Origin of the sequence: uncultured Psychrobacter sp., from assembly GCF_947500265.1 — a bacterium.
Taxonomy (GTDB): Bacteria; Pseudomonadota; Gammaproteobacteria; order Pseudomonadales; family Moraxellaceae; genus Psychrobacter.
This window is the reverse complement of sequence record NZ_CANMRN010000005.1, coordinates 1-23,841: the sequence shown is the minus strand read 5'-3', so window position 1 is coordinate 23,841 and position 23,841 is coordinate 1. Positions and strand designations below refer to the sequence as shown.

The following is a 23,841-nucleotide window of genomic DNA, read 5'->3' as shown; positions in this document are numbered from 1 at the left end:
TGTACAAAACTAAGAAGAAGGCCGTCGATAGATAATAAGTAGCGTACTAGCGATTGGGCATTAAATTTGATACGCATAGGCTACCTAACTTTCGTTATGAAAATTTATGCTGTGTTTGGATATGGATATGTCTGAAAGGAATTTATGTTTCTGGGTACAAGCTTATATCATGTATAGCTGAATTATTTACATTGCGAACGGCAATAAAACCTATTACACACGCAAATCATTTTCGTCGCTGATTTTAAGATTAAAAACAAAACTGAGATTACGTCATGTATCAATATAATTACGCTGACCAGACTTTGGTAGAGGAACGAGTTGCCCAATTTCGCGACCAAACCGAGCGGTTTTTGGCAGGTGAGCTGCCAGAAGAGCAGTTTTTGCCATTACGGTTGCAAAACGGCCTATACATCCAGCGTTATGCGCCGATGTTGCGTATCGCCATTCCTTACGGTTTACTTGCCAGCTACCAGTTGCGCAAATTGGCCGAGATTACTCGCAAGTATGATAAAGGCTATGGCCACTTCACGACGCGTACCAATATCCAGCTGAACTGGCCAAAGCTAGAAGATGTGCCAGATATTTTGGCTGAACTAGCCTCAGTACAGATGCATGCCATCCAAACCTCAGGTAACTGTATTCGTAATACCACCACCGATCCATATGCTGGTATCCATAAAGAAGAAATCGCTGATCCACGTCCTTATTGTGAAATTATTCGTCAGTGGTCAACCTTCCACCCTGAGTTTGCTTTTTTGCCGCGTAAATTTAAGATTGCTGTCATCGGCACCAATGATGACCGTGCAGCAACCCAAGTACATGATGTCGGTCTACACGTAAAAACTAATGATGAAGGTGAGATCGGTTTTGAAGTATTGGTTGGTGGCGGTCTTGGACGTATCCCTGTCCTTGGTAAAGTCATCAATAAATTCTTGCCACGTCAGCATTTGCTGAGTTATTTAGACGCCATCTTGCGTGTCTACAACTTGCACGGTCGCCGTGATAAAGGTAGCAAATACAGATCACGTATCAAAATTTTGGTCGAAAGCATGGGTGGTCCAGCCTTTGCTAAATTGGTCAATGCCGAGTGGGAAGCTCATACCAAAGATGGCCCGCTTACTTTGACTGATGAGAATTTTGCAACGGCAACTGGCTTCTTTAGTGAACCTGACTATGCACCGTTCGACGCACTACAAGTACAGTCTGAGCTACAACAGCAATTAAACGCTGATAAAGATTTTGCCAATTGGTATAACCAAAATACCGTTGCGCATAAAGTAGCTGGCTATCGTGCCGTGGTTATTTCTCTCAAGGCAGGCTTGGTCGATGGTAAATATGTGCCATCTGGTGATGTTAGTGAATCACAAATGGATGCGCTGGCTGACCTTTCTGACAAATATAGCTTTGGTGAGTTGCGTGGTACTTATCAGCAGAATCTAGTATTCGCTGATGTGCAGACCAATAAACTTTATGAGTTATGGCAGCAGCTATCAGAATTACATTTAGCGCGCGCAAACATCAACACCCTAACAGATATGATTGTCTGCCCAGGTTGGGATTACTGCTCGCTTGCTAATGCAACGACGCACAACATCGCTGAGCAAATCGAAAAACAGTTCGATGACCTAGACTATCTATACGATTTGGGTGAGATTCGCCTGAACATGTCTGGCTGTATCAATGCTTGTGCGCACCATCATACAGGCGATATTGGTATCTTGGGTGTCGATAAAAAAGGCGAACATTGGTATCAGATTAGCCTTGGTGGCAACTCTAGCGACGACGCCAAACTTGGCAAAATCTTAGGCAAATCTGTGCCTGCTCTTGAGGTTGCCAATACCATACAGCAGATTGTTGATGTCTATGTGGACTTACGTGCCAGCACTGACAATGATGTAGAAAGCTTTGGTCAATTGGTTGAGCGCGTTGGTATTGATCCATTTAAGGAGAAGGTCTATGGCTAATCACCATATTTTGGACAGTCATGGCGTAGATATCGGCAGTCAAGATACATGGCATGTACTTACTACTGATGCACTGCCAGAAAGCATTGTATCGACTAACATCACGTTGCTTGAGCTACTACAAAAACAAGAGAAGCCGGACGTCATCGTGCCACTTGTTGATCTATTAGATACGACAGGCGCACAGGCTGGTGGTCTGATCAAAGAAGTCTACGAGCTGATCGTACAGCACAGTAGCCGACTTGGATTGTGGGTTACTGCCGATACTGACGCTGATGCACTAGAAGGACTTAGTGAGTTCTTATCAACGCACGCGCTTATCGTGATTGATGTGCCTAAGTTCGCTGATGGTCGTCACTTTAGCTTTGCACGTACGCTGCGCCAGATCGGTTATACAGGCGAGATTCGGGTTGCTGGCGCGTTTGGCCGCGATCAAATTGCTTATATGCTACGCACGGGCGTTGATAGCTTTGTATTGAGCGAGCATGACTTAGAAGCTGACTCTAAGTTTGGCATTGAGCAAGCATTTACTGCCCTTGCCAGTAGCTATGATGGCCGAAGCGCTTCAGATTTACCGATGTTTGCACAATCGTCAGAGCCTTCAGTCGCATAGCTGTAGCACTGACCATTAATTCTATAGTAATACCCAATATTTTTAATAAACCCTTTTATATTAACAACAATTAAGGAACGTATTATGAGCCAATTACACCCAAACCTAGACCTTGACCAAGCCAACCAAGACCTACAAGGTAAGTCACCTGAGCAAATCGTTGAGTGGGCACTGACTCAAGCAAAAAACCCAATCATCACGACCAACTTCCGTCCGTATGAATCAGCGATTTTGCATTTGGTTGCTAAACAGCGCCCTGACATCACGGTATTGTGGGTAGACTCAGGTTACAACACTGATGCTACTTATCAATTTGCCAACAAGCTTATCCATGACTTGAATCTAAATGTCGTTACTTATATTCCTAAGCAAACCGCTGCACACCGTGACGCGACGATGAATGGTATCCCAGGTATCGATAACCCACAGCATGACGAGTTCACTGAGCAAGTTAAACTTGAGCCGTTCCGCCGTGCGTTAGATGAGTTAAAACCAGATGTGTGGTTCAACGCTATTCGTAAAGACCAAACTGAATTCCGCCAAGGTCTTGACGTACTTAGCTTATCAAAAGATGGCGTGCTAAAAGTAGCGCCATTGTTTGAAAAAACAGATGCTGATTTAGACGTATATCTAGAAGAGCATAACTTACCGAACGAGCATGACTACTTTGATCCAACTAAAGTAGAAGAAAGCCGTGAGTGTGGCTTGCATACTCAGCTATAGTAAGGCACTGACTGTAGCTACTACTTTCTGAGCACTAGCTATATAAATAAAAAATCCCGCTTGGCTCTTAATAGAGTCGTTAAGCGGGATTTTTTTGTGCTTGTTCTATCTATAAGTCAAAAAAATCTAAAATGGGTACAAGGCAGTCGACTGCAGATTGTACAAATAGTACCTCTAGGGAGAGTAACGCCGTAGCCTTTTACTAGTTCTCTGACTATATATCGAAAATTTACTGCTATTCCTATTATTAGCGAAAACAGGAATTAATATCTCAAAAACGAATATGTTAATGCCAATTCACTAGGTGAGAGTGTGCTTGTGATACCTCATAATGGCGGCATTCCTTATATCTTTTCTACCTTTTATAATAAACAATTAAATATATGGTGACATTATGAACACCTTCCCGCTATTTTTTAAATTAGAAGACCGTAAAGTGCTCATCGTGGGCGGCGGCGAAGTGGCACTGCGTAAAGCGGACTTGCTCAGTCGTGCAGGCGCCTGTATCACTATACTTGCACCAGATATCAGTCACGAACTACAAGCCTTGCTAACGGACGATAAGCACCAGTTTATCTATGAGGACTATAATAAAACCTATATGTCAGGCGCACGGGTGATCATTGCCGCGACTGACGATGAGACGCTGAATCATCAAGTCCATGCAGACGCAACTGAGCTAAACATTCCAGTCAATGTGGTCGACACGCCGCATTTATGTGACTTTATCTTTCCAGCGATTATCGATCGCAATCCCATTGTGATTGGTATCTCATCAAATGGTAAAGCGCCAGTATTGGCACGTCTATTACGGGCACGCCTTGAGACGTTAATTCCGCAAGGCTATGGTAAATTGGCCAAGCTGGCAGGTGAATTCCGCAGTGAGGTAAAAGCCAAGATACCAACGCTTACTGGCCGTCGTCAGTTTTGGGAGCGCGCATTTGAAGGTCAAGTTAGCCAGCTCATGTTTGCAGGCAATGAAACTGAAGCGACTGCACAACTGCAAGCCGATTTGGACAGTACTGCTGCTGCTATCAGTAAGAAAAGCGACGATGCAAATGCGGTTAGAGAGACAGACACGATTGCTGCTACTCTATCCGATGAGTCAGAAAAAAACTTACCAGCCGTTGGCGAAGTCTATATCGTGGGCGCAGGCCCTGGTGATCCGGAGCTGTTGACCTTCAAAGCCTTGCGTCTAATGCAGCAAGCAGATGTGGTGTTTTATGATGCACTGGTCTCACCGCAGGTGTTGGACTTATGTCGCCGTGATGCTGATAAAGTGTTTGTCGGTAAAAAACGCAGCAATCATACAGTTGCGCAGTTGGGTATCAATGAGCTACTCGTCAACCATGCAAAACAAGGTCGCCGTGTCGTGCGTTTAAAAGGTGGTGATCCGTTTATCTTTGGACGTGGCGGCGAAGAAATCGAAAGCCTACGAGCGCATAATGTACCTTACCAAGTCGTACCAGGCATTACTGCTGCCAATGCCGCTGCTAGCTATGCAGGTATCCCTTTGACTCACCGTGACCATTCACAATCAGTACGTTTTGTGACGGGATTTTTGAAGGCTGGTGCACCCAACAGTAATTTTGAGAACTTTTTAAATACTGATGAGACAGTCGTATTTTATATGGGTCTGCACTCGCTGGCACGTTTGACTGAAGGCTTGGTTGACGCTGGTCGTAGTAGCGAAACGCCCATTGCTATCGTCTCTAATGCGAGTATGCCTAATCAGCAGGTATTGACAGGTACGCTTGCAACGATTGTTGCCAAACAAGAGCAAGCACAATTGCCAACGCCTGCCCTCCTAATTATGGGCGACGTGGTCAGCTTGCATCATGATTTGGCTTGGTATAATTTGCAAAATCAGCAGCACAGTCAAAACAGCGATGAAATCGCTAAAAATTGGTTGCGTGAAGGGTCGAGAGGTGAAGCAGTAAAACAACCAATAGATCAACAAGCGCATGCCCTATCGATGGTCGCCAATCTTGCAACGCAGCAAGGAGATGGTCTGGAGCAACTGATTATTGACTAGCGCTTACATTTAATCTGCAAAACGCTTAGTCTTAAATAAAAAGAAAACCCTACCAGTATATTATTGGTAGGGTTTTCTTTTGGCAACAGCGCAAATCTCAACGATTCTTGCTAGAATGAAGACTTTCTACTGCCCATACTTATAGTCTACTTATGCCCATACCTGATGCTAGCTTGTCTTCCTCTTTAACCACGCAAATGAAACCTTTGACCATACTGCATACCTCAGACTGGCATTTGGGGCGACGTCTGTATGGGCGTCTTCGTTATGAAGAGTTTGAGTCATTCCTGCATTGGCTACAAGACACCATCAGCGCGCAAAAAGTAGACATACTAATTGTTGCGGGTGATATCTTCGATACCATGACCCCAAGCAATAAAGCCCAAGCGCTATATTATGAATTTTTGGGTAAGGTCTCACGCTCCTGCTGTCAGCATGTGGTTATTGTCGCAGGTAATCATGACTCACCGACATTTTTAGACGCGCCAAGCAATGTGCTTAAGTTTTTGAATGTCCATGTGATTGGTACTGCTTGTGATGACTTGGACGACGAAGTATTGGTCTTAGGTGATGACGACAACAACCCTCATTGTATTATTGCCGCTGTGCCCTATCTGCGCGATCGGGATGTGCGTAGCAGTAGCGCTGGCGAGTCCGCAGATAGCAAAGACGCCAACGTTATCGCTGGTATTTGCGAGCATTATGACAATGTTGCAGACATTGCGAAGGCTAAGCAAGCCGACTTAATCAAAACGCATCAGCGATATATTCCTATCGTTGCCACAGGACATCTATTCGCGTCTGGTGGTAAAACAACCGAAGATGATGGTGTACGCGAGCTCTATGTCGGCTCACTAGGTAAAATCTCTGCCGATATGTTCAATGATGGCTTTGATTATGTGGCACTTGGGCATTTGCACGTGCCGCAGCGTGTTGGCGGTCGTGAGAGTATTCGCTATTCAGGCTCACCTATCGCGATGGGTTTTGGGGAAGCTAAACAGCAAAAGCAAGTATTGCTGGTACAGTTTGGTGCTGCAGAACATTTTAATAATGGCAACTCAGAGCTGAACGTCGCACCTGATAGTATTACTCCTTATGCCATCAATACAGCTGCTGACATTGAAGTCGCCCAAGTTAAAAAATCAGTAGAAAAACTGACAGAAAAAACCGCTAAAAAAGTGGCGACTCAAGAACTGCCTTTCATGGATGACTTGTTTGGCTTTGATGAGCCATTAGAAGATGAAGAAATGGCACAGTCTACTGCCATAGAAAATACTTCTGTTGAGCAAGATATAAACAATCAACCAACCTCGACTGACGCCGTGACTAGCAATAAAATCCTACATCGCGATGACGCTAATCAAATGCAAGTAGTGTCCCTGCCCATTCCAAAGTTCCAACAACTGGCGCAAATATCTGGTGACTTAACCACAATTGAACAAACCATTATAACGCTTACGCAATCGGACTCTATTTGGCTAGAGATTGTCTATACAGGCGATGAGATTGTCAGTGATTTGCGTGAGCAAGTGCAAGCAATGGTAGGAGGGTTGCCATGCGAAGTGCTTAAGATAAAAAACACTCGTACTTACAACAAAGTCCTTAATCAGCAGCAAACCTCAGAGAGCTTGCAGGACTTAAATGAGATGGAAGTGTTTGAGCGCTGCTTGACGATAAATGATGTGGCTGATTCTCAAAAAGACTCATTGCGCGATGCTTATGGCCAGATACTTTATAACTTACGTCATGAAGACAAACAGGCGGAATGATATAAGTGACATATCATGACTACACTTCCTTATCTTCCTAAATTTTTCGCAGTTGCGGCTATTACTAATATTAAGACTTATCCATGCGCCTAATCGAACTCAGACTAAAAAACCTCAACTCCCTAAAAGGCGAATGGCATATTGATTTTGCTGATACTGCCTTTACCAATGAAGGCATCTTTGCTATCACTGGGCAAACAGGCGCTGGCAAGACCACCATATTGGATGCTATTTGCTTAGCACTATATGGTGAGACGCCAAGGATTAATAGTATCAGTAAAAGCAGCAATGAGGTGATGACGCGGCAGACGGCAGAGTGTTTCGCTGAAGTAGTGATTGATTTGAATGGCGAGCAATATCGCTGCCGCTGGGGACAGCGCCGTGCTTATAACAAAGCAGATGGCAATCTGCAAGATGCGACTCATGAAATCGCTAAGATAAACGTTGATGGCTCGTCAAAAGAGGATGAGCTGTTAGAGAGCACCTTAAAGCATACCAAAAATAAAATCATTGAACTGACTCGGATGGATTTTCAGCAATTTACTCGCTCTATATTGCTGGCTCAGGGTAGCTTTTCAGCATTTCTAAAGGCAAAGGCTGATGAACGCGCAGATATTTTAGAAAAAATCACGGGCACTGATATTTACGCGACTATCTCAACACAGGTTCATGATAAGAAACGTACCGAGGAAGAAATTCTTAATAAGCTACAATACGGTTTAGACGGTTTGATGCTTTTAGATACCGATGAAGAAAATCAGTTAAAAGCTGTCTTGCAGTCGTATCAAAGTGCCCAAAGTGAGCAGCAGCAAACCATTCAAGATTTGTCCGAAAAGATAAAGTGGCTAGATAGCGTGACAGAGTCAAAAGAAAAGCTGAATACTTATCAAAATGTTCTAGATCAGGCTCAGCAGGCTCAGCAAGACTTTATCCCTAGTGCCAAACGCTTAATCGCTGCTAATAAAGCGTTGGAAATTGACAGTCAGTTTGGTGAGTTATCATCTACCCGCAAGCACGTTAACGAATTAAACCGAGAAAAAGCGCAGCTCGAATATGACTTACCTAAGCAGCAAGCACTCACACAAAGCGCTCGCACACAGCTAGAGAAGCAACTAACACAGCGCCAAGATGCAGAAAACGCAATACAAGTCACACGGCCGAAAATTCAGAAAGCACGTGATCTCGACAACGAGATTACCCAGCAGCGTTTCGCTTTAAACGATACACGTGTCAGACATGACACACTGCAGGCAGACACTGAGCAACTGCTTGAAAATATTGCCGCGCAAAAAAGCATTGCTATAGATAAAGAAAACCAAAGCGCGCAATTGACCGAAAAACTTACCGGTACGGATAATTTAAGCTATTTAGACGGCGATATTGCCATTTTTGATGAAAAGTGCAGTCGCCTAAAAGCGGTAATACATCAAAATTCAGTGCTTTCGCAAGATAAGATACGCCAAACACATGAATTAGAAGAATACAAAACCGCATTGGTAGTACAACAGCAACGCCAACAAGCACAAAGTGATAAAAATGAAGCCACCCAAAAGCAATTAATCGCACTAAAAAAAGCACAAAGCGAGCTGATTCAAGCGCAATCGGTCACACAGATGCGTGAGACACAAGAGCAGATAGATAGCACTAGCCAGCAGCTCGATCAGCTGCGCTTTCATGACCAGCAGCGCCGTGACCTTAACGCACAAGTGATACAAATCATGAGTCACATCGAGCAGCTAGAGAGTGAAATCAATGGCTATGAAAAGTTGATTACAACGAAAAAAGCAAGCCTCAAAAATACGCAAGAAAAGCGCCAAGACAAATTGAATCAGCTACAACTACAACAAAAGGTTACGGCGCTAGAGAACTATATTGCCGATTTACAAGACGGTACACCTTGTCCTCTATGCGGCGCGCTTGAGCACCCTTACGCTCAAAATCACCCGCACCTTTTACCCGATGACGAAAACTCCCAATTAGCGCAGTATATTAGTGTTTTAGATGAACAAATTACCGAGCTGAATAAAAGCATCACTGCCCAGCAGATTGAGCAGGCAAGTAAACAAAGTACGCTTGCGAGTAAAAAAAATCAGCAAGCCGAACTCACTGCGCAAATACAGCAGCATGATACCGCCATAACAGAACTGCTGTATGTCATCAGCCAGCAGATGAATGATGAAAACTTAGCTGACAGTACTATTGCCAACTTGATACAACCGTTACTGGCGTTGGGTAGTGATAACGATATCGTGCCAGTGCTTACCGCCAGCAAAAACAAATTAGCGACATATAAAGACCGTATCAAAGATTCGTTAGCACTCTACGACAGACTTCTTGAAGATATGAGCCGTTTGCGTAAGACGCTAGAGACGGCGTCACAAGACCAGCAAGTACTAGCAAATGATATCACTGAGCAGAGATACAAAATCACCATTACCGAAAGTAATATAACGGGTATTGATAATAAAATCACAGAGAACTTTGCTGAACTACAAACGCTCATTACCGCCATTTTGCAGCGTATTGACCCTTATGCTGCCAGTAGCTATCCGACAGAGGCGCTGAGCACCTTGCAACGTGCGCCCGAGAACCTACAGTTGTTATCGGCTAGCATTAAACAGCAAAAAATTCTGAGCAATGCAGATTATGATAGTTATCTTGAAGAACTGCGTCAGCAGCGCCGCGCCCTCGTACAGCTAAAAGACGCTTTCGCTGAAGATAAGGACAAACAGCAGACAATACAGAGCGACCTTGAACGCATAAAAGCATATATTGAGAATAAAGAAGCACAGCTCAAAAAAGATACCGATTCGCTTAACAGTCTAATGCAAGCGAAGAATAAACAAATAGCTGCACTAACCCAGTTTCAAGACGAACGCGCAGAGGTTTTTGAGGCGGCCGACCTAGAAGCAGCTGAGCGTACGCTTAGAGACACGCTAGAGCGAGTACAAAAGGCGCACAGTGTTGCCCAACGACAACTGGATAAAGAGACGTATAATTTGCAACAGCTCATAAAGCAGCAAGAAAACTTAGCCAATCGTATCGAAGCAGCGACGCAAACCTTGGAAACGCAACATACCGCATTTCATAACGCACTTGCCACCTCCAGCTTTGATACGGAAGCAGAATTTTTGGCGGCGCGCCTGCCAATTGATGAACGCAACACACTTAAACAGCAGCAACAGCATATCGATTATGCGCTAAAGCAAGCGCAGTCTTTATTGGATACAACACAAAAAACACTGGCGGATAAACAAGCCAATCCACTGACAACAGATGATAAAGAAACGCTTACCCAACAGCAGTCGCAAGCCCAAGAAGCATCTAATAAACGCATAGAATCGATTGGTGCCATCAGTCAGCGACTAAAAGACAATGAGGACAAAAAAAATACCCAACAGGCACAGATTGATGCCATCAATACTCAAAAGGATAAGCTTCAAGTGTGGCAACAGCTGCACAAATTGATTGGCTCGTCCGATGGCAAGAAGTACCGCACCTTTGCTCAAGGACTAACCTTTGACCTCATGGTCACTCACGCCAATACGAAATTGCAAAAAATGAGCGATCGCTATCTGCTCACCCGTGATGACGACAGTCCACTTGAGCTGAATGTGATTGATAATTATCAAGGTGGCGAAATTCGCAGCACCAAAAATCTCTCAGGTGGTGAAGGGTTTATCATTAGTCTGGCCTTGGCATTAGGTCTCTCACAGATGGCCAGTCAAAATATACGCGTAGATTCGCTATTTTTGGATGAAGGGTTTGGTACATTGGATGAAGAATCTTTAGATATTGCGCTTGATACGCTGACCAATTTGCAGCAAGAAGGTAAATTAATCGGGGTGATATCCCATGTGCAGGCACTAAAAGACCGTATATTAACCCAAATTAAGGTTGAAAAACTCTCTGGCGGATTTAGCCAAATCAGTGGTCAAGGATGTCAAAGAGTGCTAGGCGAAAAAGCGTCATAAATTAAGCCAGTCAGCGGGCTGTTTTTCATTTAACTACGGCGTTTAGACAATAAAAAACCACCGAACATTAAGGACGGTGGTTTTTTGTTGGCTATTAATTATGTCATTGCTAGCTATTTAGTGACGAGGCCACTAAGCTCACTCATCAATACGGACAACGTTGAAAGACCGATTTGACCTTCTTCATCGTTGCTGTGCAGCTCATCCAACTTATTCATCTCTGTAGTGACTGCAGCAAGCTGATCGACGTGTCTTGCTCTCCATTCACTAAATGCTTGCTTAGCATCTGGTTTTGAGAGTACCGCATCCATCAATAGGCGCAAGCTGCGTGACAGCTCGTTCACTAACGCATGACGTGCACGGCGATCCCAATAATCTTGCTGTGGTAGGCTGGCGATATTTTCCATCATCCAGTCTAATTGCAATACTTGATAAGCTTCAAAGTATAAAGTTGCAATCTCATCAACAGGACGCTCGTATTGCTCAGCAAGCAATGCAGCATCGAGCGCATCGACATGGTACGGTAGCATCGCAAATAGCGTAGCATCATTATCAGACAGCTCTTTTTGCATCAAGCGTTTGGTATCTTCTTGCAGATATTGTGCGAACTGCTGCTCGATAAAGCCACTTGGCTTAGTCAGTTTTTCTACACTTTCACTAAAGCGGCTAATCATATCCGCGACTTGCAGGTTTTGACCAAATGCATTGATGAACCAGACCACACCGCGCTCAAGTGAGTCACGTAGACGTAGCTCAAGGTTCAGCAGTAACGTCGCCTCAACTTGATTGTCTAGGGCTTCAAGGGCTTTCCAAGCGCGCGATACATTGAATACATCACGGCTAATCGCATAACCACGTACGATAGTAGCTAGTGATTGATCGGTTTCCTCAAAGAGACGGAACAGCGCTTCGATACCTAAGCGGTTTACCACACTGTTGGTCAAGTAAGTACTGATAATCTCGCGATGCAAACGGTGCTCAGTCATCTCGTCAAAGAAGCGTGACGCAAGCTCATCTGGGAAGTACTTACGTAGCTCATTGATAAAGTATGGATCATCTGGTAAATCAGACAATAATAGATTGTCATAGACCCACATTTTGCCATAAGCCAAGACCACTGCTAGCTCAGGATTGGTCAGACCAGTATCCGCTTTTTGACGCTTCGCAATCTCTTCGTCTGATGGTAGATACTCAATCGCACGATCCAGACGCCCTTCACTCTCTAGCATCTGAATAAAGCGCTGATGATCGCTCAGATTGGCTGCGGCACGGATATGGCTCAGCTCGATCGCTTGTGGTTGCAAGTAGTTTTGACGCAGTACCAATTCTGCTACAGTGTCAGTCATACTCTCAAGCAGCTCATTACGTTGCTTCAGCGTCATATCGCCTTGCTCGACCACTTTGCCAAGTAGGATTTTGATATTGACTTCATGATCCGAGCAGTTAACACCGCCTGAGTTGTCGATTGCATCTGTATAGATACGTCCGCCCGTTTGAGCGTACTCGATACGACCTTGCTGGGTTAGACCTAAGTTACCACCTTCACCAACGACGGCTGCGCGTAGCTCATTACCATCGATACGCAGCGAATCATTTGCACGATCGCCAACGTCCGCATGCGTCTCATTCGCACTTTTGACATAAGTACCGATACCACCATTCCAAATAAGATCGACAGGTGCACGTAGTAACGCACTGATCAAATCATTCGGTGCAAGGCTGTCTTCACTGATATCGAAGAGCGATTTCATTTCAGGACTGATAGCGATGGTTTTGTCTTGACGTGAGAATATACCGCCGCCTTGACTGATCAATGATGCTTCATAATCTGCCCATGATGAGCGTGGTAATTCAAACAAGCGTGCGCGCTCAGCGTATGAGGCCGCCGTATCTGGATTAGGATCAATAAAGATATGCAAATGGTTAAAGGCGGCAACTAGCTTAGTATGCGTTGATAGCAGCATGCCATTACCGAATACATCCCCACTCATGTCACCAATACCGACAACGGTGAAGTCATCACGGTTTTGAATGTCCATACCGCGCATACGGAAGTGACGTTTGACCGACTCCCAACCACCGCGAGCTGTGATGCCCATTGCTTTATGGTCATAACCTACTGAGCCACCTGATGCAAAGGCATCATCTAGCCAGAAGTTGTATTCTGCTGCTAACGCGTTGGCTATGTCAGAGAAGGTAGCTGTACCTTTGTCTGCTGCAACAACCAAGTACGGGTCGTCTTCATCATGACGTACCGTGTTGGCTGGCGGGACGATGTTGCCATCTACAATATTGTCTGTGACATCAAGCATGCCGCGTAAGAATGTCTGATAACAAGCGATGCCTTCTGCTTGGAATGCCTCACGACCATCAGCCATGCTCTTGGTTTTGACAATAAAGCCGCCTTTAGAACCTACAGGGACGATTACTGCGTTTTTGACCATCTGTGCTTTGACAAGACCAAGTACTTCGGTACGGAAATCTTCCATACGATCGGACCAGCGCAGACCACCACGAGCGACTTTGCCGCCACGTAAATGTACAGCTTCGACGCGTGGTGAATACACAAATATCTCAAACATTGGCTTTGGTTTAGGCAAGTTTGGAATGTCTGCTGCCAAGAACTTAAATGACAGACGATCTTTGCGTTGACCATCACTATCGACTTGATAGAAGTTGGTACGCACCATTGCATTGATCAAATCTAAATACCAGCGCAAGATACGATCTTCATCCAGGCTATCTACATCTGCTAACGCCGCTGTGATTTGCTCTTGAATGGTAGCAGCCTTTTCTTGACGCGTATCGAGGCTATACTTAGGATTCATACGTGCATCAAACAAACTACCTAACGCGACACTGATATCGCTATTTTTGACCACAGTTTGCTGAATATAAGCACTAGAGAATGGCGCACGTGCTTGCAGCATATAGCGAGATAATGCACGCAATACGACGACATCATAAGTATCGAGCTTGGTCGTTAGTACCAACTCATTAAATGAATCGCTTTCAACGCGACCTGCCCAGATTTGTTTTAGGCTGTCTTCGAACTGACCACGTACGACTTGCATATTGACCGTATCGACATGCTCTAGGGTCAGTTCATACTCTTGCATCCAGATAGGCTGCTCTGGCAAGTCAAACTCATAAGTCTGTGCTGAGATAACTGACACACCAAAGTTTTCAAGTATTGGTAATACTTTTGATAAGATAACCGGTTGTTCGCGACCGTATAGTTTTAGGTGAAGCTGATTACGTGCATCGCCTGTCGACTGATATAAATGCCAAAGCATCGGTTGCTCTGCGGTCAGTCCCGCCAGACGCTTCGTGTCTTCGACTGCGGTACGAGCATCAAAACGCTCTTGGTAGGCAGCAGGAATATAGTTTAAGAAACGACGATTTAAAGCATTGGCTTGTTGCTCGCCTACATTATCGAGGAGCATTTTTTGATAATTATCATCCCATGATTGCATGAGTGCTGATAATTTGGCTTCAAGTGTGGCGATATTGACGTCGTTTACTTGGCCAGGCACGGTACGTACGTGGACATGCACACGAGCATGCGCAGATTCATTGAATTCAGTAGTAAACCCTGAAGACATACCGTTATAGGCGTCTTTTAGGACATTTTGTACTTTAATACGTAGCTCGGTATTGAACTTATCACGCGGGATATAGACCAAGCACGAAACAAAACGCTGATAATGATCGATACGGCTAAATAGACGTAAACTTTTCTTGTCTTGTAGTTGAGTAATGCCCGAAACGATTGGGTATAGCTCTTCGACGCTGGCTTGGAACAAATCATCACGTGGTAAGGTGTTAATCACATGCATCATCTTGTGATGAGCATGACCGTCACGTGGCAAGTCTGCCATCGCCATGATCTTATTGGCTTTTTCGCGCAATAGCGGTATTTGCTGTACAGTCAGCTGATAGGCTTGTGATGTAAGCAAACCGATAAAGCGGTATTCACCAATTAGGTTGCCGTTATCATCGAACTTATGAATGCCCAAAAAGTCCATATATACTGAACGATGCACAGGTGATACACGGCTTGATTTAGACAGCATCAACACGCGCGGCTCAGTCAACAGTTGCTTTAAACCTCTAGGCAATTGGCTGAAGCTTTCTGATAGCTTGTCTTTTTCAGAACCACGTAATAGACCCAGACCACTGTTACCAATCGCAAATAAATCCAAATCGGTCGGCTCAGAAGTCACTTCGATAGACTGACCACCTTCTAAGCGGTATTCACGATATCCTAAGAATATAAAGTGATCGTCTAAGATCCAATCTAAAAATGCTTGGATTTCTTGTTGTGAATAGAATACTTCTGGTAGCGGCTTATTCGAAAGCTCAGTTTTGATATCATTCAACTGCGCACGCATCTGTTTCCAGTCGCCAACGACCGTATCAAGCGTGTCAATTTTTGACATCAGCATTTGTTGCAGTGCTTCCAAGTCTTCGTTGTCTTGGTAAGCAATTTCACAATGAATCAATGACATATGTGAAGTGGCACTTTCATGTGCGCCTTCGATATGCGTAATAGTACCATTGTCATCACGCTCAACACTGATAATAATGTTGTAAGTACGATGAACGTCAATACCTTCAGCTTCTAGGCTCATCAAAATCGTATCAACTAAGAATGGTCTATCATAAGCTGCGATTTGAATGACAGTGTGCGAGCTGTGAAAGTGCTGCTCTTCTGCCGCTGGGTTTAATACTGTCAGCTGCGGCTTGCTGCCGTCGTAAGCTTTGAGTAGTGTAAAGTGATGTAGCGCCATGCCCGCCAAGTCAGCATTACTAATCGCCTCTGCAGTTTCTTGATGCAGCGGCTGATAATAGCTATGAATAAAATGATCAAATAGCGATTTGTCTTTTTGTACATAACTGGTAGCAATATCGCTTATCTGGCTAATGCGCTCTTTTGCGATACTGAGGGAGTTTGGCATTTCCTGCGTCCTTTTTTTATAGATTTGGTTTAACATTTATTTATTTAAGTTTATCGATTTAGATTGACTACTGTTACTGCATATTCATCATTGGTGCAACGGTGCAGTATTTCCATTCACGCGACTTATTTTATTTTTATAACAGTTAGAAATTTTCTCCTTTTTTGCTCTTATTTTTTATTAATATGTAGCCATCAGAATTTAATACTACCAATATAGTGAAGTGTAACGCACATAAGGCGCGAGCTAAAGTGTACAACATCATTTCATGAATCAGCGGTGTGTCGATAACCTTTACTAATGAGACAATGCGGTTTTGGACGTCGATATGAATGATTCGGTGCTTGCAGGCGGATACTCATGGTAATTGAAGTCGTTTTTTTGTTAGAATATGCCAACATATTTAAGAGCGTACGACTCGCTCACTATTAACTTTAATGCTAAGGGCAAAAGGTATGATGAATATTTTGGTGGTTGGCTCAGGTGGTCGCGAACACGCATTGGCATGGCAATGTGCAAAAGATGACAATGTAAAAAATGTCTACATCGCTCCTGGCAATGCTGGCACCGCCCTTGAGCCTAAATGCCAAAACGTTACGCTAGAGTCTACCGACGCTGACGCAGGCGAGCATAGTACTGTTATCGCGTTTTGTCAAAATAATGATATCGACATGGTAATTGTTGGTCCAGAAGCGCCTTTGGTCACGGGTATTGTTGATGCTTGTCGTGAAGCAGGTATCAAAGCATGGGGCCCAACAGCATACTGTGCACAGTTAGAAGGCTCAAAAACTTTTGCTAAAGAGTTCATGGTGCAAAACAATATCCCAACCGCTGCTTATCAAGGTTTTACCGACGCAGTCGCTGCAAAAGCCTATGTCGATGAGCAAGGCGCGCCTATCGTTATCAAAGCAGACGGCCTTGCTGCAGGTAAAGGCGTGATCGTTGCTGAAACGATCGAACAAGCACATGAAGCTATCGACGATATGCTAGCGGATAATAAGTTCGGTGATGCTGGTAGCCGTGTGGTTATCGAGCAGTTCTTACAGGGTGAAGAAGCCAGCTTTATCTGTATGATTGATGGTGATAACATCTTGCCAATGGCAACCAGCCAAGATCACAAACGTGCTTTTGAAGGTGATACCGGTCCAAACACTGGTGGTATGGGTGCCTACTCCCCTGCTCCAGTTGTTACCGGCGATGTTCATAACAAAGTCATGCAGCAAGTGATACAACCAGTAGTCGATGCCATGAAAAACGCAGGCCATCCTTATACTGGCTTCTTATACGCTGGTCTTATGATTGATAAGGCAGGCGATCCGTATGTCATCGAATTTAACTGCCGTTTTGGTGATCCAGAAACGCAGCCTATCTTAATGCGTTTGCAGTCATCAATGGTCGATTTGGTCGCACAAGGTTTGGCAGGTCAATTACCTAGTGAAGCCAAATGGGATGCGCGCCCTGCTCTAGGTATCGTTGTCGCATCAAAAGGCTACCCTGAAACTTCGTCTAAAGGCGATGTGATTGCTGGCTTGCCAGAACTAGATCCTAATAATGACAATGCTGTTAAAGTTTTCCATGCTGGTACGGCATTTTCTAACGATAATGATAAAGAAGTCGTCACAAACGGCGGGCGCGTCTTATGTGTGACTGCGTTAGCAGATAGTATTTCTGATGCTCAGCAAGCCGCATTAGCAGTTACCGCTGCTATTAGCTTCGATGGTTCGCAGTACCGCCGTGATATTGGTCATCATGCCATCACTCGCGAAAATGCTTAGCAGCTAAGGCATCCCAAGAAACATATTGGGTAACGTCTTAGTCAATATTTTAGAGAATGCGAAGGTTTTGCTCAATATGTTTGATTAATAATATTTCTGTATTTTATAGCTCCCTATCATTATTTGACCTAGCATGATGCTAGGTCTTATTTTTTAGTGTTAAGTTTTAATAACCAGTGAACTTGCTAGAAAATCCTAGCTATTTATTAATCATACTCAAACTAGTAAGCACCTGTTTATCAATAGTTACCGCTAGATATTGGCTTACAAAGTAACTATCAATGGCCAGCTCAGGCTCATAAAACCAACGCGCTTTATATGATACAATTTTGTACCTGTGCATCACGTCTCCCTTGTATTGTAGGTTTCGAACCCGCAAATCAATACCAATTGGATGAATGATTATACTTATGGCAAATGATACGTCTAAACCTTTTAGCAACAAGCAATCAATCGATAGCCTAAAAACCTCAGGGTTTGATCGTCGTATGTCGATTGCAAAAACTTCTTTGAATATTGGTCGTCGTTGGGCGGGTAATAGCGTGTCTGGTATGTTCTTAAATAAAGAAGCACGTACTGCACGCAATCAGGCGTTTATGGAAACTCAGGCAAACTATCTGGCATCAGAGCTTGGTAAACTAAAGGGTTCAGTCGTTAAGATTGGTCAAATGCTAGCGATTTATGGTGAGCATATACTGCCGCCAGAGATCACACGCGCTTTGCAAACCCTTAATGATGACACGGCGACATTGACTTGGCCGACGATTGAGCAAACATTACGCCAGTTACTGGGCAACAAACTAAACGAGCTAGACATTGATCCTGTTCCCATCGGAACCGCTTCTCTTGCTCAAGTTCACCGTGCGACCGTGCTCGCCACTGGCGAACAAGTTGTGTTAAAAATTCAGTATCCAGGTGTGGCAGATGCTATCAACTCTGATCTTGCCTTGTTCAAACGATTGTTAAAAGTAAGTAATATCGTTCCTCAAACACGCGCACTCGATGCTTGGTTTGAGGAAATACGTGACCTACTCCATCACGAAGTCGATTATGAAGCGGAAGCGGCTACGACAGAGCGTTTTTATGAGCGTTTAATTAATGATCCGCGCTATATCGTGCCTAAGATTAATCGCACTTATTCTAAAAAACGCCTGCTATGTATGTCATACGAGCCAGGTATCACTGTGGTCTCGGAAGCATTGCAATTACTACCTCATGAACGCCGAAATGCCATTGGTCAAGCGGCCATTGAAATCATGATGCAAGAGATTTTTGTATGGGGTGAGATGCAGACCGATCCCAACTTTGGTAATTACTTAGTGCGTGTGAGCGAAAACGAAGAAGATATCGATAGATTGGTTTTGCTAGATTTTGGGGCGATTCGTCAGTTTGATGGTAACTTATTAACGATTGCCCGTGGTTTACTACGCGCAGGATATCGCCATGATCAGCAAGCAATGAGCATTGCTATGAAAGGATACGACTTTTTCGATAGCATGAGTAATAAAGTACGTTCAGATATTGCTTCGTTATTTTTGCTTGCTACCGAGCCTTTTAGTGACCCTGAGAAAAACACCAATATCCCTAGCGAATGTTTAGATGAGCAGGATCGCTATATTTGGGCCAACAGTAAGCTACATTCACGCTTATCTACTACGGCCACACGTGCAATGCAGTCCTTTGAATTTAATCTGCCACCAAAAGAATTCATGTTTATTAGCCGCAAGTTTATTGGTGCATATACCTTTTTAACTGTTTTAGATGCGCATACTAACTCTAACAGCCTCGTAAAACCTTATTTATAAGCTGTGCAAATTTTGAGCCGTTCTTTAGTGACGGCTTTTTATTGTTTTAACTTTATTTGCTTAGGCTATTTTGTACTTAATTCTACTACATTTATTGTATATCATTGATATAAGCTTTATATTTTTACTTAGGCTATTATTTTTCGTTCATAGCATTTACCTGCCAATCATCAAATCTTGTTTTATACCACTTCGGCTTACGAATACTTAGCTCCCAACACACTTCTTGTCGGGCAAGGTATTTCACTTCGAAATGAGTCCGCTGGCTAGTCGCTGGTACTCGAGAACGTGTTGATGGTAGACACCATACTTTGGTTGCTTGGTGTTCTGCATTGTCCATATAGGATTCAATATTAGTGACTAATATCACTTCTCCGCCCACCTGCAAGCGTGATAAGAGAAACTCAAAAAAAGGCATGTTCAGCCATTGCTGATTTGGATTGTGCTGTTCAGGATTGGGATAAAGAATGAAGATTTTAGCCAAGCTGTTTGGTTTAATGGCATGCACTGTCCATGCAATCGCATCCGCATGAATCGCATCTAGGTTTGATAAATTGTGTAGAGTAGCTAATTTTGAGAATGCTTCAAATTTATTACGCGTGCGTTCAATGGCTATCAGATGCTTGTCAGGATTTTGTGCGGCAAAGCTAAGTGCATGCTTACCCTTCCCTGCCCCAATCTCTAGCATCAACGGTTTTTCATTTTTATTGTCATTGATGATATTTGGAATAATAAAGTCACGCGGTGCTGACAGTTTTTGTGGTTGAAAGGCACGCTCTTGCTGATGCGTGAGATCAATATTATCGGTCATCTACTATCCTTAAAGCATTTGTCTTTTGTCATTATTCGGCCCCATGCTATTATATAGTCAATCCAATTGAATAGTAATACAGCGACAGCAAGTACGCCTCGTTTCGTCGTAATTTAAATGACGGATGCGTTTTATGCTTGTGTCGTATGCAACCAATACTAATAACATTTAGGACATTGCTCTTTTCTTATGACTGACTCTACTGCAAATACGCCCCCAAAGACCTACCCTTGCCCACGTTGCGGTACCCAGACGGCCTGGCAAGACAATAAATATAAGCCGTTTTGTAGTAGTCGCTGCAAGCTGATCGACTTAGGTGCTTGGGCAAACGAAGACTACACCTTACCTGCAGAAACCACGCCTTTTTCTGACGAGCTATAACCCACACTTTTACTCAATTATTATACCAAGGATGCTTTATATGTCTGCTACTTACCTGATGCCCACTTATAATCGTCAACCAATCAGCTTTACACGCGGTGCAGGCAGTTGGCTCTATACCAAAGATGACACGCCTTACTTAGATGCCTTAACTGGTATCGCGGTATGCGGCTTAGGACACTGTCATCCACAAGTCACTGACGCGATTCAGCAGCAAGCAGGTACGTTAATTCATACGAGCAACTTGTTCGGCATTGATTGGCAAGAGCGTGCTGGAGAGATACTATGTACCGCAGCCCAAATGGACAGTGTGTTTTTTGCCAATAGCGGCGCCGAAGCCAATGAAGCTGCATTAAAACTGGCACGTTTATACGCCTACAAGCAAGGTTTTAAACGTCCAAAAGTTATCGTAATGGAGCAATCGTTCCATGGTCGTACGTTATTATCTTTGTCAGCTACTGCAAATCCAAAAGCGCGCGAAGGATTTTATACGCTAGATGAAGACTTTATTCGTGTACCATTTGGCGATATAGCTGCTGTCAAACAAGCTGCTCAAGAACATGATGATATCTGCGCTATTTTTGTAGAGCCTATCCAAGGTGAAGGCGGCCTGAATACTGCAGCCAATGGCTTCACCTATCTTGAAGAGCTGCAAGCAGAATGTGACGCTCATAACTGGCTATTTATGCTAGATGAAGTGCAAACAGGTAATGGCCGTACGGGTAAATACTTTGCTTATCAACACAGCAACGCTCGTCCTGATGTATTGACGACAGCCAAAGGTCTAGGTAATGGTTTCCCAGTCGGTGCGTGCATGGTACGTGACCGTGCCAATGGTTTGTTTGGTGCTGGTAGCCATGGCTCTACTTATGGTGGCACGCCATTGGCCAGCCGTGTGGTACATAGCGTGTATGACGTATTAGCAAATAGTAATATCATGGAAAACGCAGTGACTGAGGGTTTATTCATCAGAGAAAGTATCGTTGATACATTTGGTCAACATGGCATTAGCAGTCGCGGTGCAGGTATGATGATTGGTATCGCGCTACCTGAAGACATGGACTGTAGCCAACTGGTGGATCGTGCCCGTGATGAGCAAAAGCTGATCATCAATGTGACGGGTGGTCATGTTGTGCGTTTGCTGCCACCACTTAACATGAACCGTGATGAAAGCACACAAGTCGCTGAGCGTTTAATCAATCTACTAAAGCCATCATTTTAAAATATGCTTCAACGTTAATAATAGACAATAAAAAAGCCTATAGATGATTCATTATCTATAGGCTTTTTGCTAACTGCTTATTGCTAACTAAAAACGTTTCGTGCGTAGTGAGAACAACACTTAATTTGCATGGAAGTATTTTTTCAGTACTTCTAGGCAACGAGTGATTTTAGCTGGCTGTTGGTCTCGATTTAAAGTGACCGCATATAGCACAAAGCTTGGTAGTTGATAGCCAGTCAATACTTCTACCAGCTCTCCACTTTCAAGCTCTTTTTTGACGTCCATCTCTAGCATTCTAACCAAACCGTGACCTTCTTTAGCCAACGTCGTTGCCATAAATACGTTGTTGGTATAGATACGTGAGTTCATTTTGACACGCGTTTTTTTACCAGTTTCAGTCTGAATCATATCGATCTGATTGGCATCTTTCATGATCTCAATACAGATCAACTGATGCTCAGCCAAGTCTTTAGGCGTATTTAGCTTACTGTGCTGACGTAGATACTGAGGTGAAGCAACCAGTAATTGGCGCACATCAGTCAATGGATGACTGCTCAGACTAGAATCATTAATCGATGGACTCATGCGAATAGCAATATCAATACGCTCGTCAATCATATCAATATAATGATTGTCAGCTAGATAAGTGACACTTAAATCATCATGTGCCGCCATCCACGTAGAGAGTGCCGGCAGTATGTGATTAACACCAAGCTCAGGAGTCGTCGATACACGCAAGCTACCTGCTAGCTCATCACGCAATTGATTAACTTTGATACGCCCTTGCTCCGCTGCACTGACAACATCTTTTGCCGCTTCATAAAAGCTCTCGCCAGCTTCTGTTAAGCTTAGCTTACGAGTTGAGCGATGTAGCAACACCACCCCAAGCTCGTTCTCTAGCGAACGAATTTGCTGACTGACTGCACTGGTTGTAATACCTAGCTCACGTGCTGAGCCACTAAAAGAGCCATGTCCGACCACACTGGCGAACACAGCCATACCGCGTAAATTATCCAACATATTCTCACCTAAACGTCATTTCAGTTTTTAATATAACTTAACCATTATAACGACTTTGCATTCATCTTATCGTTATCAAATGGTTCTCTCTTGTTTGATAAATATATTTTGACCCGTAATAAAAACAAAAATATCAAGGTGATATATTGCTATCACCTTGATATTTAATATAAAACTACGTTCAATATATAAATATACTTTTAGATATTTTGAGCAAACACTGCTCCAAATCTTAATACAGCTGTACTTTACCCATTTTCCCCTCACCGCGTTCAGTTAAATACTGCATTACTGGGGTTTTTAGCAATTTCGTTTCAGCAACGGTTTTCGCTTGCTCTAAACGTTTTTTCTGTCGGCGCTCTGGGGTTTTATCTTCGGTCTGCATGATACTACTATCAATTTTCAAGTCAATGTCAGCTTGTGTAAATTGCTGTTGTAGCTTAGCTGCTAATTGCTGAAAAGTGACCTGCAAATGCTTACTATCAACACTGGTCAAAAACGTGGCTTTGCCATTGCATTGACCAGTCATTGTACCTTGTCGTGCTAGTGCTAGCTCATCTTGTGCTAATACCTCGCTTTCACGAGCAGCTTGTAACCAGTAGTCCCACTTTTCTGGGTTCCACTCACCTGTCAGCTCTTGAGGTGGACAACGCAGCAACGTACGTGGATCTTCATCAGAGTGGGCTGTTAATTGAGAATCATTTGCGCCAGGCTCAACAACAGGTTCAGGCTCAACAACAGGTTCAGGCTCAACAACAGGTTCAGGCTCAACAACAGGTTCAGGC

Annotated in this window: 13 protein-coding genes and 1 pseudogene; 10 read left to right on the top strand and 4 right to left on the bottom strand. The window is 43.8% G+C overall.

Features of this window, described 5'->3' with window-relative positions; all coding sequences use genetic code 11:
- The first annotated feature begins 275 nt into the window (after window positions 1-275).
- The 6 genes from Q0788_RS08600 to Q0788_RS08575 all read left to right on the top strand — a co-directional run bounded on the left by Q0788_RS08600 (window position 276) and on the right by Q0788_RS08575 (window position 11,081).
- A complete protein-coding gene (locus Q0788_RS08600; protein WP_298809647.1) occupies window positions 276-1,967 on the top strand; it encodes a nitrite/sulfite reductase in 1,692 nt (563 codons plus the stop codon).
- Entirely contained in the window at window positions 1,960-2,580 is a 621-nt protein-coding gene (locus Q0788_RS08595; protein WP_114700030.1) for a DUF934 domain-containing protein, read from the top strand. The genes Q0788_RS08600 and Q0788_RS08595 overlap by 8 nt, the downstream gene beginning before the upstream one ends.
- Window positions 2,581-2,664: 84 nt before the next feature.
- Complete coding sequence (locus Q0788_RS08590; protein ID WP_114700031.1) at window positions 2,665-3,303, top strand: phosphoadenosine phosphosulfate reductase family protein; 639 nt, start codon at window positions 2,665-2,667, stop codon at window positions 3,301-3,303.
- Window positions 3,304-3,697: 394 nt separating this feature from the next.
- Window positions 3,698-5,338 carry a siroheme synthase CysG gene (gene cysG, locus Q0788_RS08585; RefSeq protein ID WP_298809637.1) on the top strand — a complete coding sequence of 547 codons (1,641 nt, stop codon included), beginning with the start codon at window positions 3,698-3,700 and terminating at the stop codon, window positions 5,336-5,338.
- 152 nt (window positions 5,339-5,490) lie between these two features.
- On the top strand, window positions 5,491-7,107 hold the full coding sequence (locus tag Q0788_RS08580) for an exonuclease SbcCD subunit D C-terminal domain-containing protein (protein ID WP_298809634.1): 1,617 nt from the start codon (window positions 5,491-5,493) through the stop codon (window positions 7,105-7,107).
- Between the two features lie 83 nt (window positions 7,108-7,190).
- Entirely contained in the window at window positions 7,191-11,081 is a 3,891-nt protein-coding gene (locus tag Q0788_RS08575; RefSeq protein ID WP_298809632.1) for an AAA family ATPase, read from the top strand.
- A 113-nt stretch (window positions 11,082-11,194) separates the two neighbouring features.
- On the opposite strand, the gene Q0788_RS08570 is transcribed toward Q0788_RS08575, so the two are convergent.
- Window positions 11,195-16,042, bottom strand: coding sequence for an NAD-glutamate dehydrogenase (locus tag Q0788_RS08570; RefSeq protein WP_298809630.1), 4,848 nt, complete (start codon window positions 16,040-16,042; stop codon window positions 11,195-11,197).
- Between the two features lie 458 nt (window positions 16,043-16,500).
- Between Q0788_RS08570 and purD the strand changes: the two genes are divergently transcribed.
- Together purD and Q0788_RS08560 are read left to right on the top strand one after the other, a co-directional pair.
- Window positions 16,501-17,817, top strand: a complete 1,317-nt coding sequence (gene purD, locus Q0788_RS08565; RefSeq protein ID WP_298810073.1) for a phosphoribosylamine--glycine ligase — start codon at window positions 16,501-16,503, stop codon at window positions 17,815-17,817.
- Window positions 17,818-18,227: 410 nt separating this feature from the next.
- Window positions 18,228-19,622, top strand: a complete 1,395-nt coding sequence (locus Q0788_RS08560) for an AarF/ABC1/UbiB kinase family protein (protein WP_298809628.1) — start codon at window positions 18,228-18,230, stop codon at window positions 19,620-19,622.
- 136 nt (window positions 19,623-19,758) lie between these two features.
- On the opposite strand, the gene Q0788_RS08555 is transcribed toward Q0788_RS08560, so the two are convergent.
- Complete coding sequence (locus Q0788_RS08555; RefSeq protein ID WP_298809625.1) at window positions 19,759-20,433, bottom strand: DUF938 domain-containing protein; 675 nt, start codon at window positions 20,431-20,433, stop codon at window positions 19,759-19,761.
- Window positions 20,434-20,622: 189 nt separating this feature from the next.
- On the opposite strand from Q0788_RS08555, the gene Q0788_RS08550 reads away from it, so the two are divergent.
- A complete protein-coding gene (locus tag Q0788_RS08550; protein WP_057760289.1) occupies window positions 20,623-20,814 on the top strand; it encodes a DNA gyrase inhibitor YacG in 192 nt (63 codons plus the stop codon).
- Between the two features lie 40 nt (window positions 20,815-20,854).
- Window positions 20,855-22,036, top strand: coding sequence for an aspartate aminotransferase family protein (locus Q0788_RS08545; protein ID WP_298809621.1), 1,182 nt, complete (start codon window positions 20,855-20,857; stop codon window positions 22,034-22,036).
- Between the two features lie 120 nt (window positions 22,037-22,156).
- Here Q0788_RS08545 and Q0788_RS08540 read toward each other — a convergent pair whose 3' ends face one another.
- On the bottom strand, window positions 22,157-23,056 hold the full coding sequence (locus Q0788_RS08540; protein WP_057760292.1) for a LysR family transcriptional regulator: 900 nt from the start codon (window positions 23,054-23,056) through the stop codon (window positions 22,157-22,159).
- 232 nt (window positions 23,057-23,288) lie between these two features.
- Window positions 23,289-23,841: pseudogene (locus Q0788_RS08535) on the bottom strand (DNA polymerase III subunit gamma/tau); the annotation flags it as partial.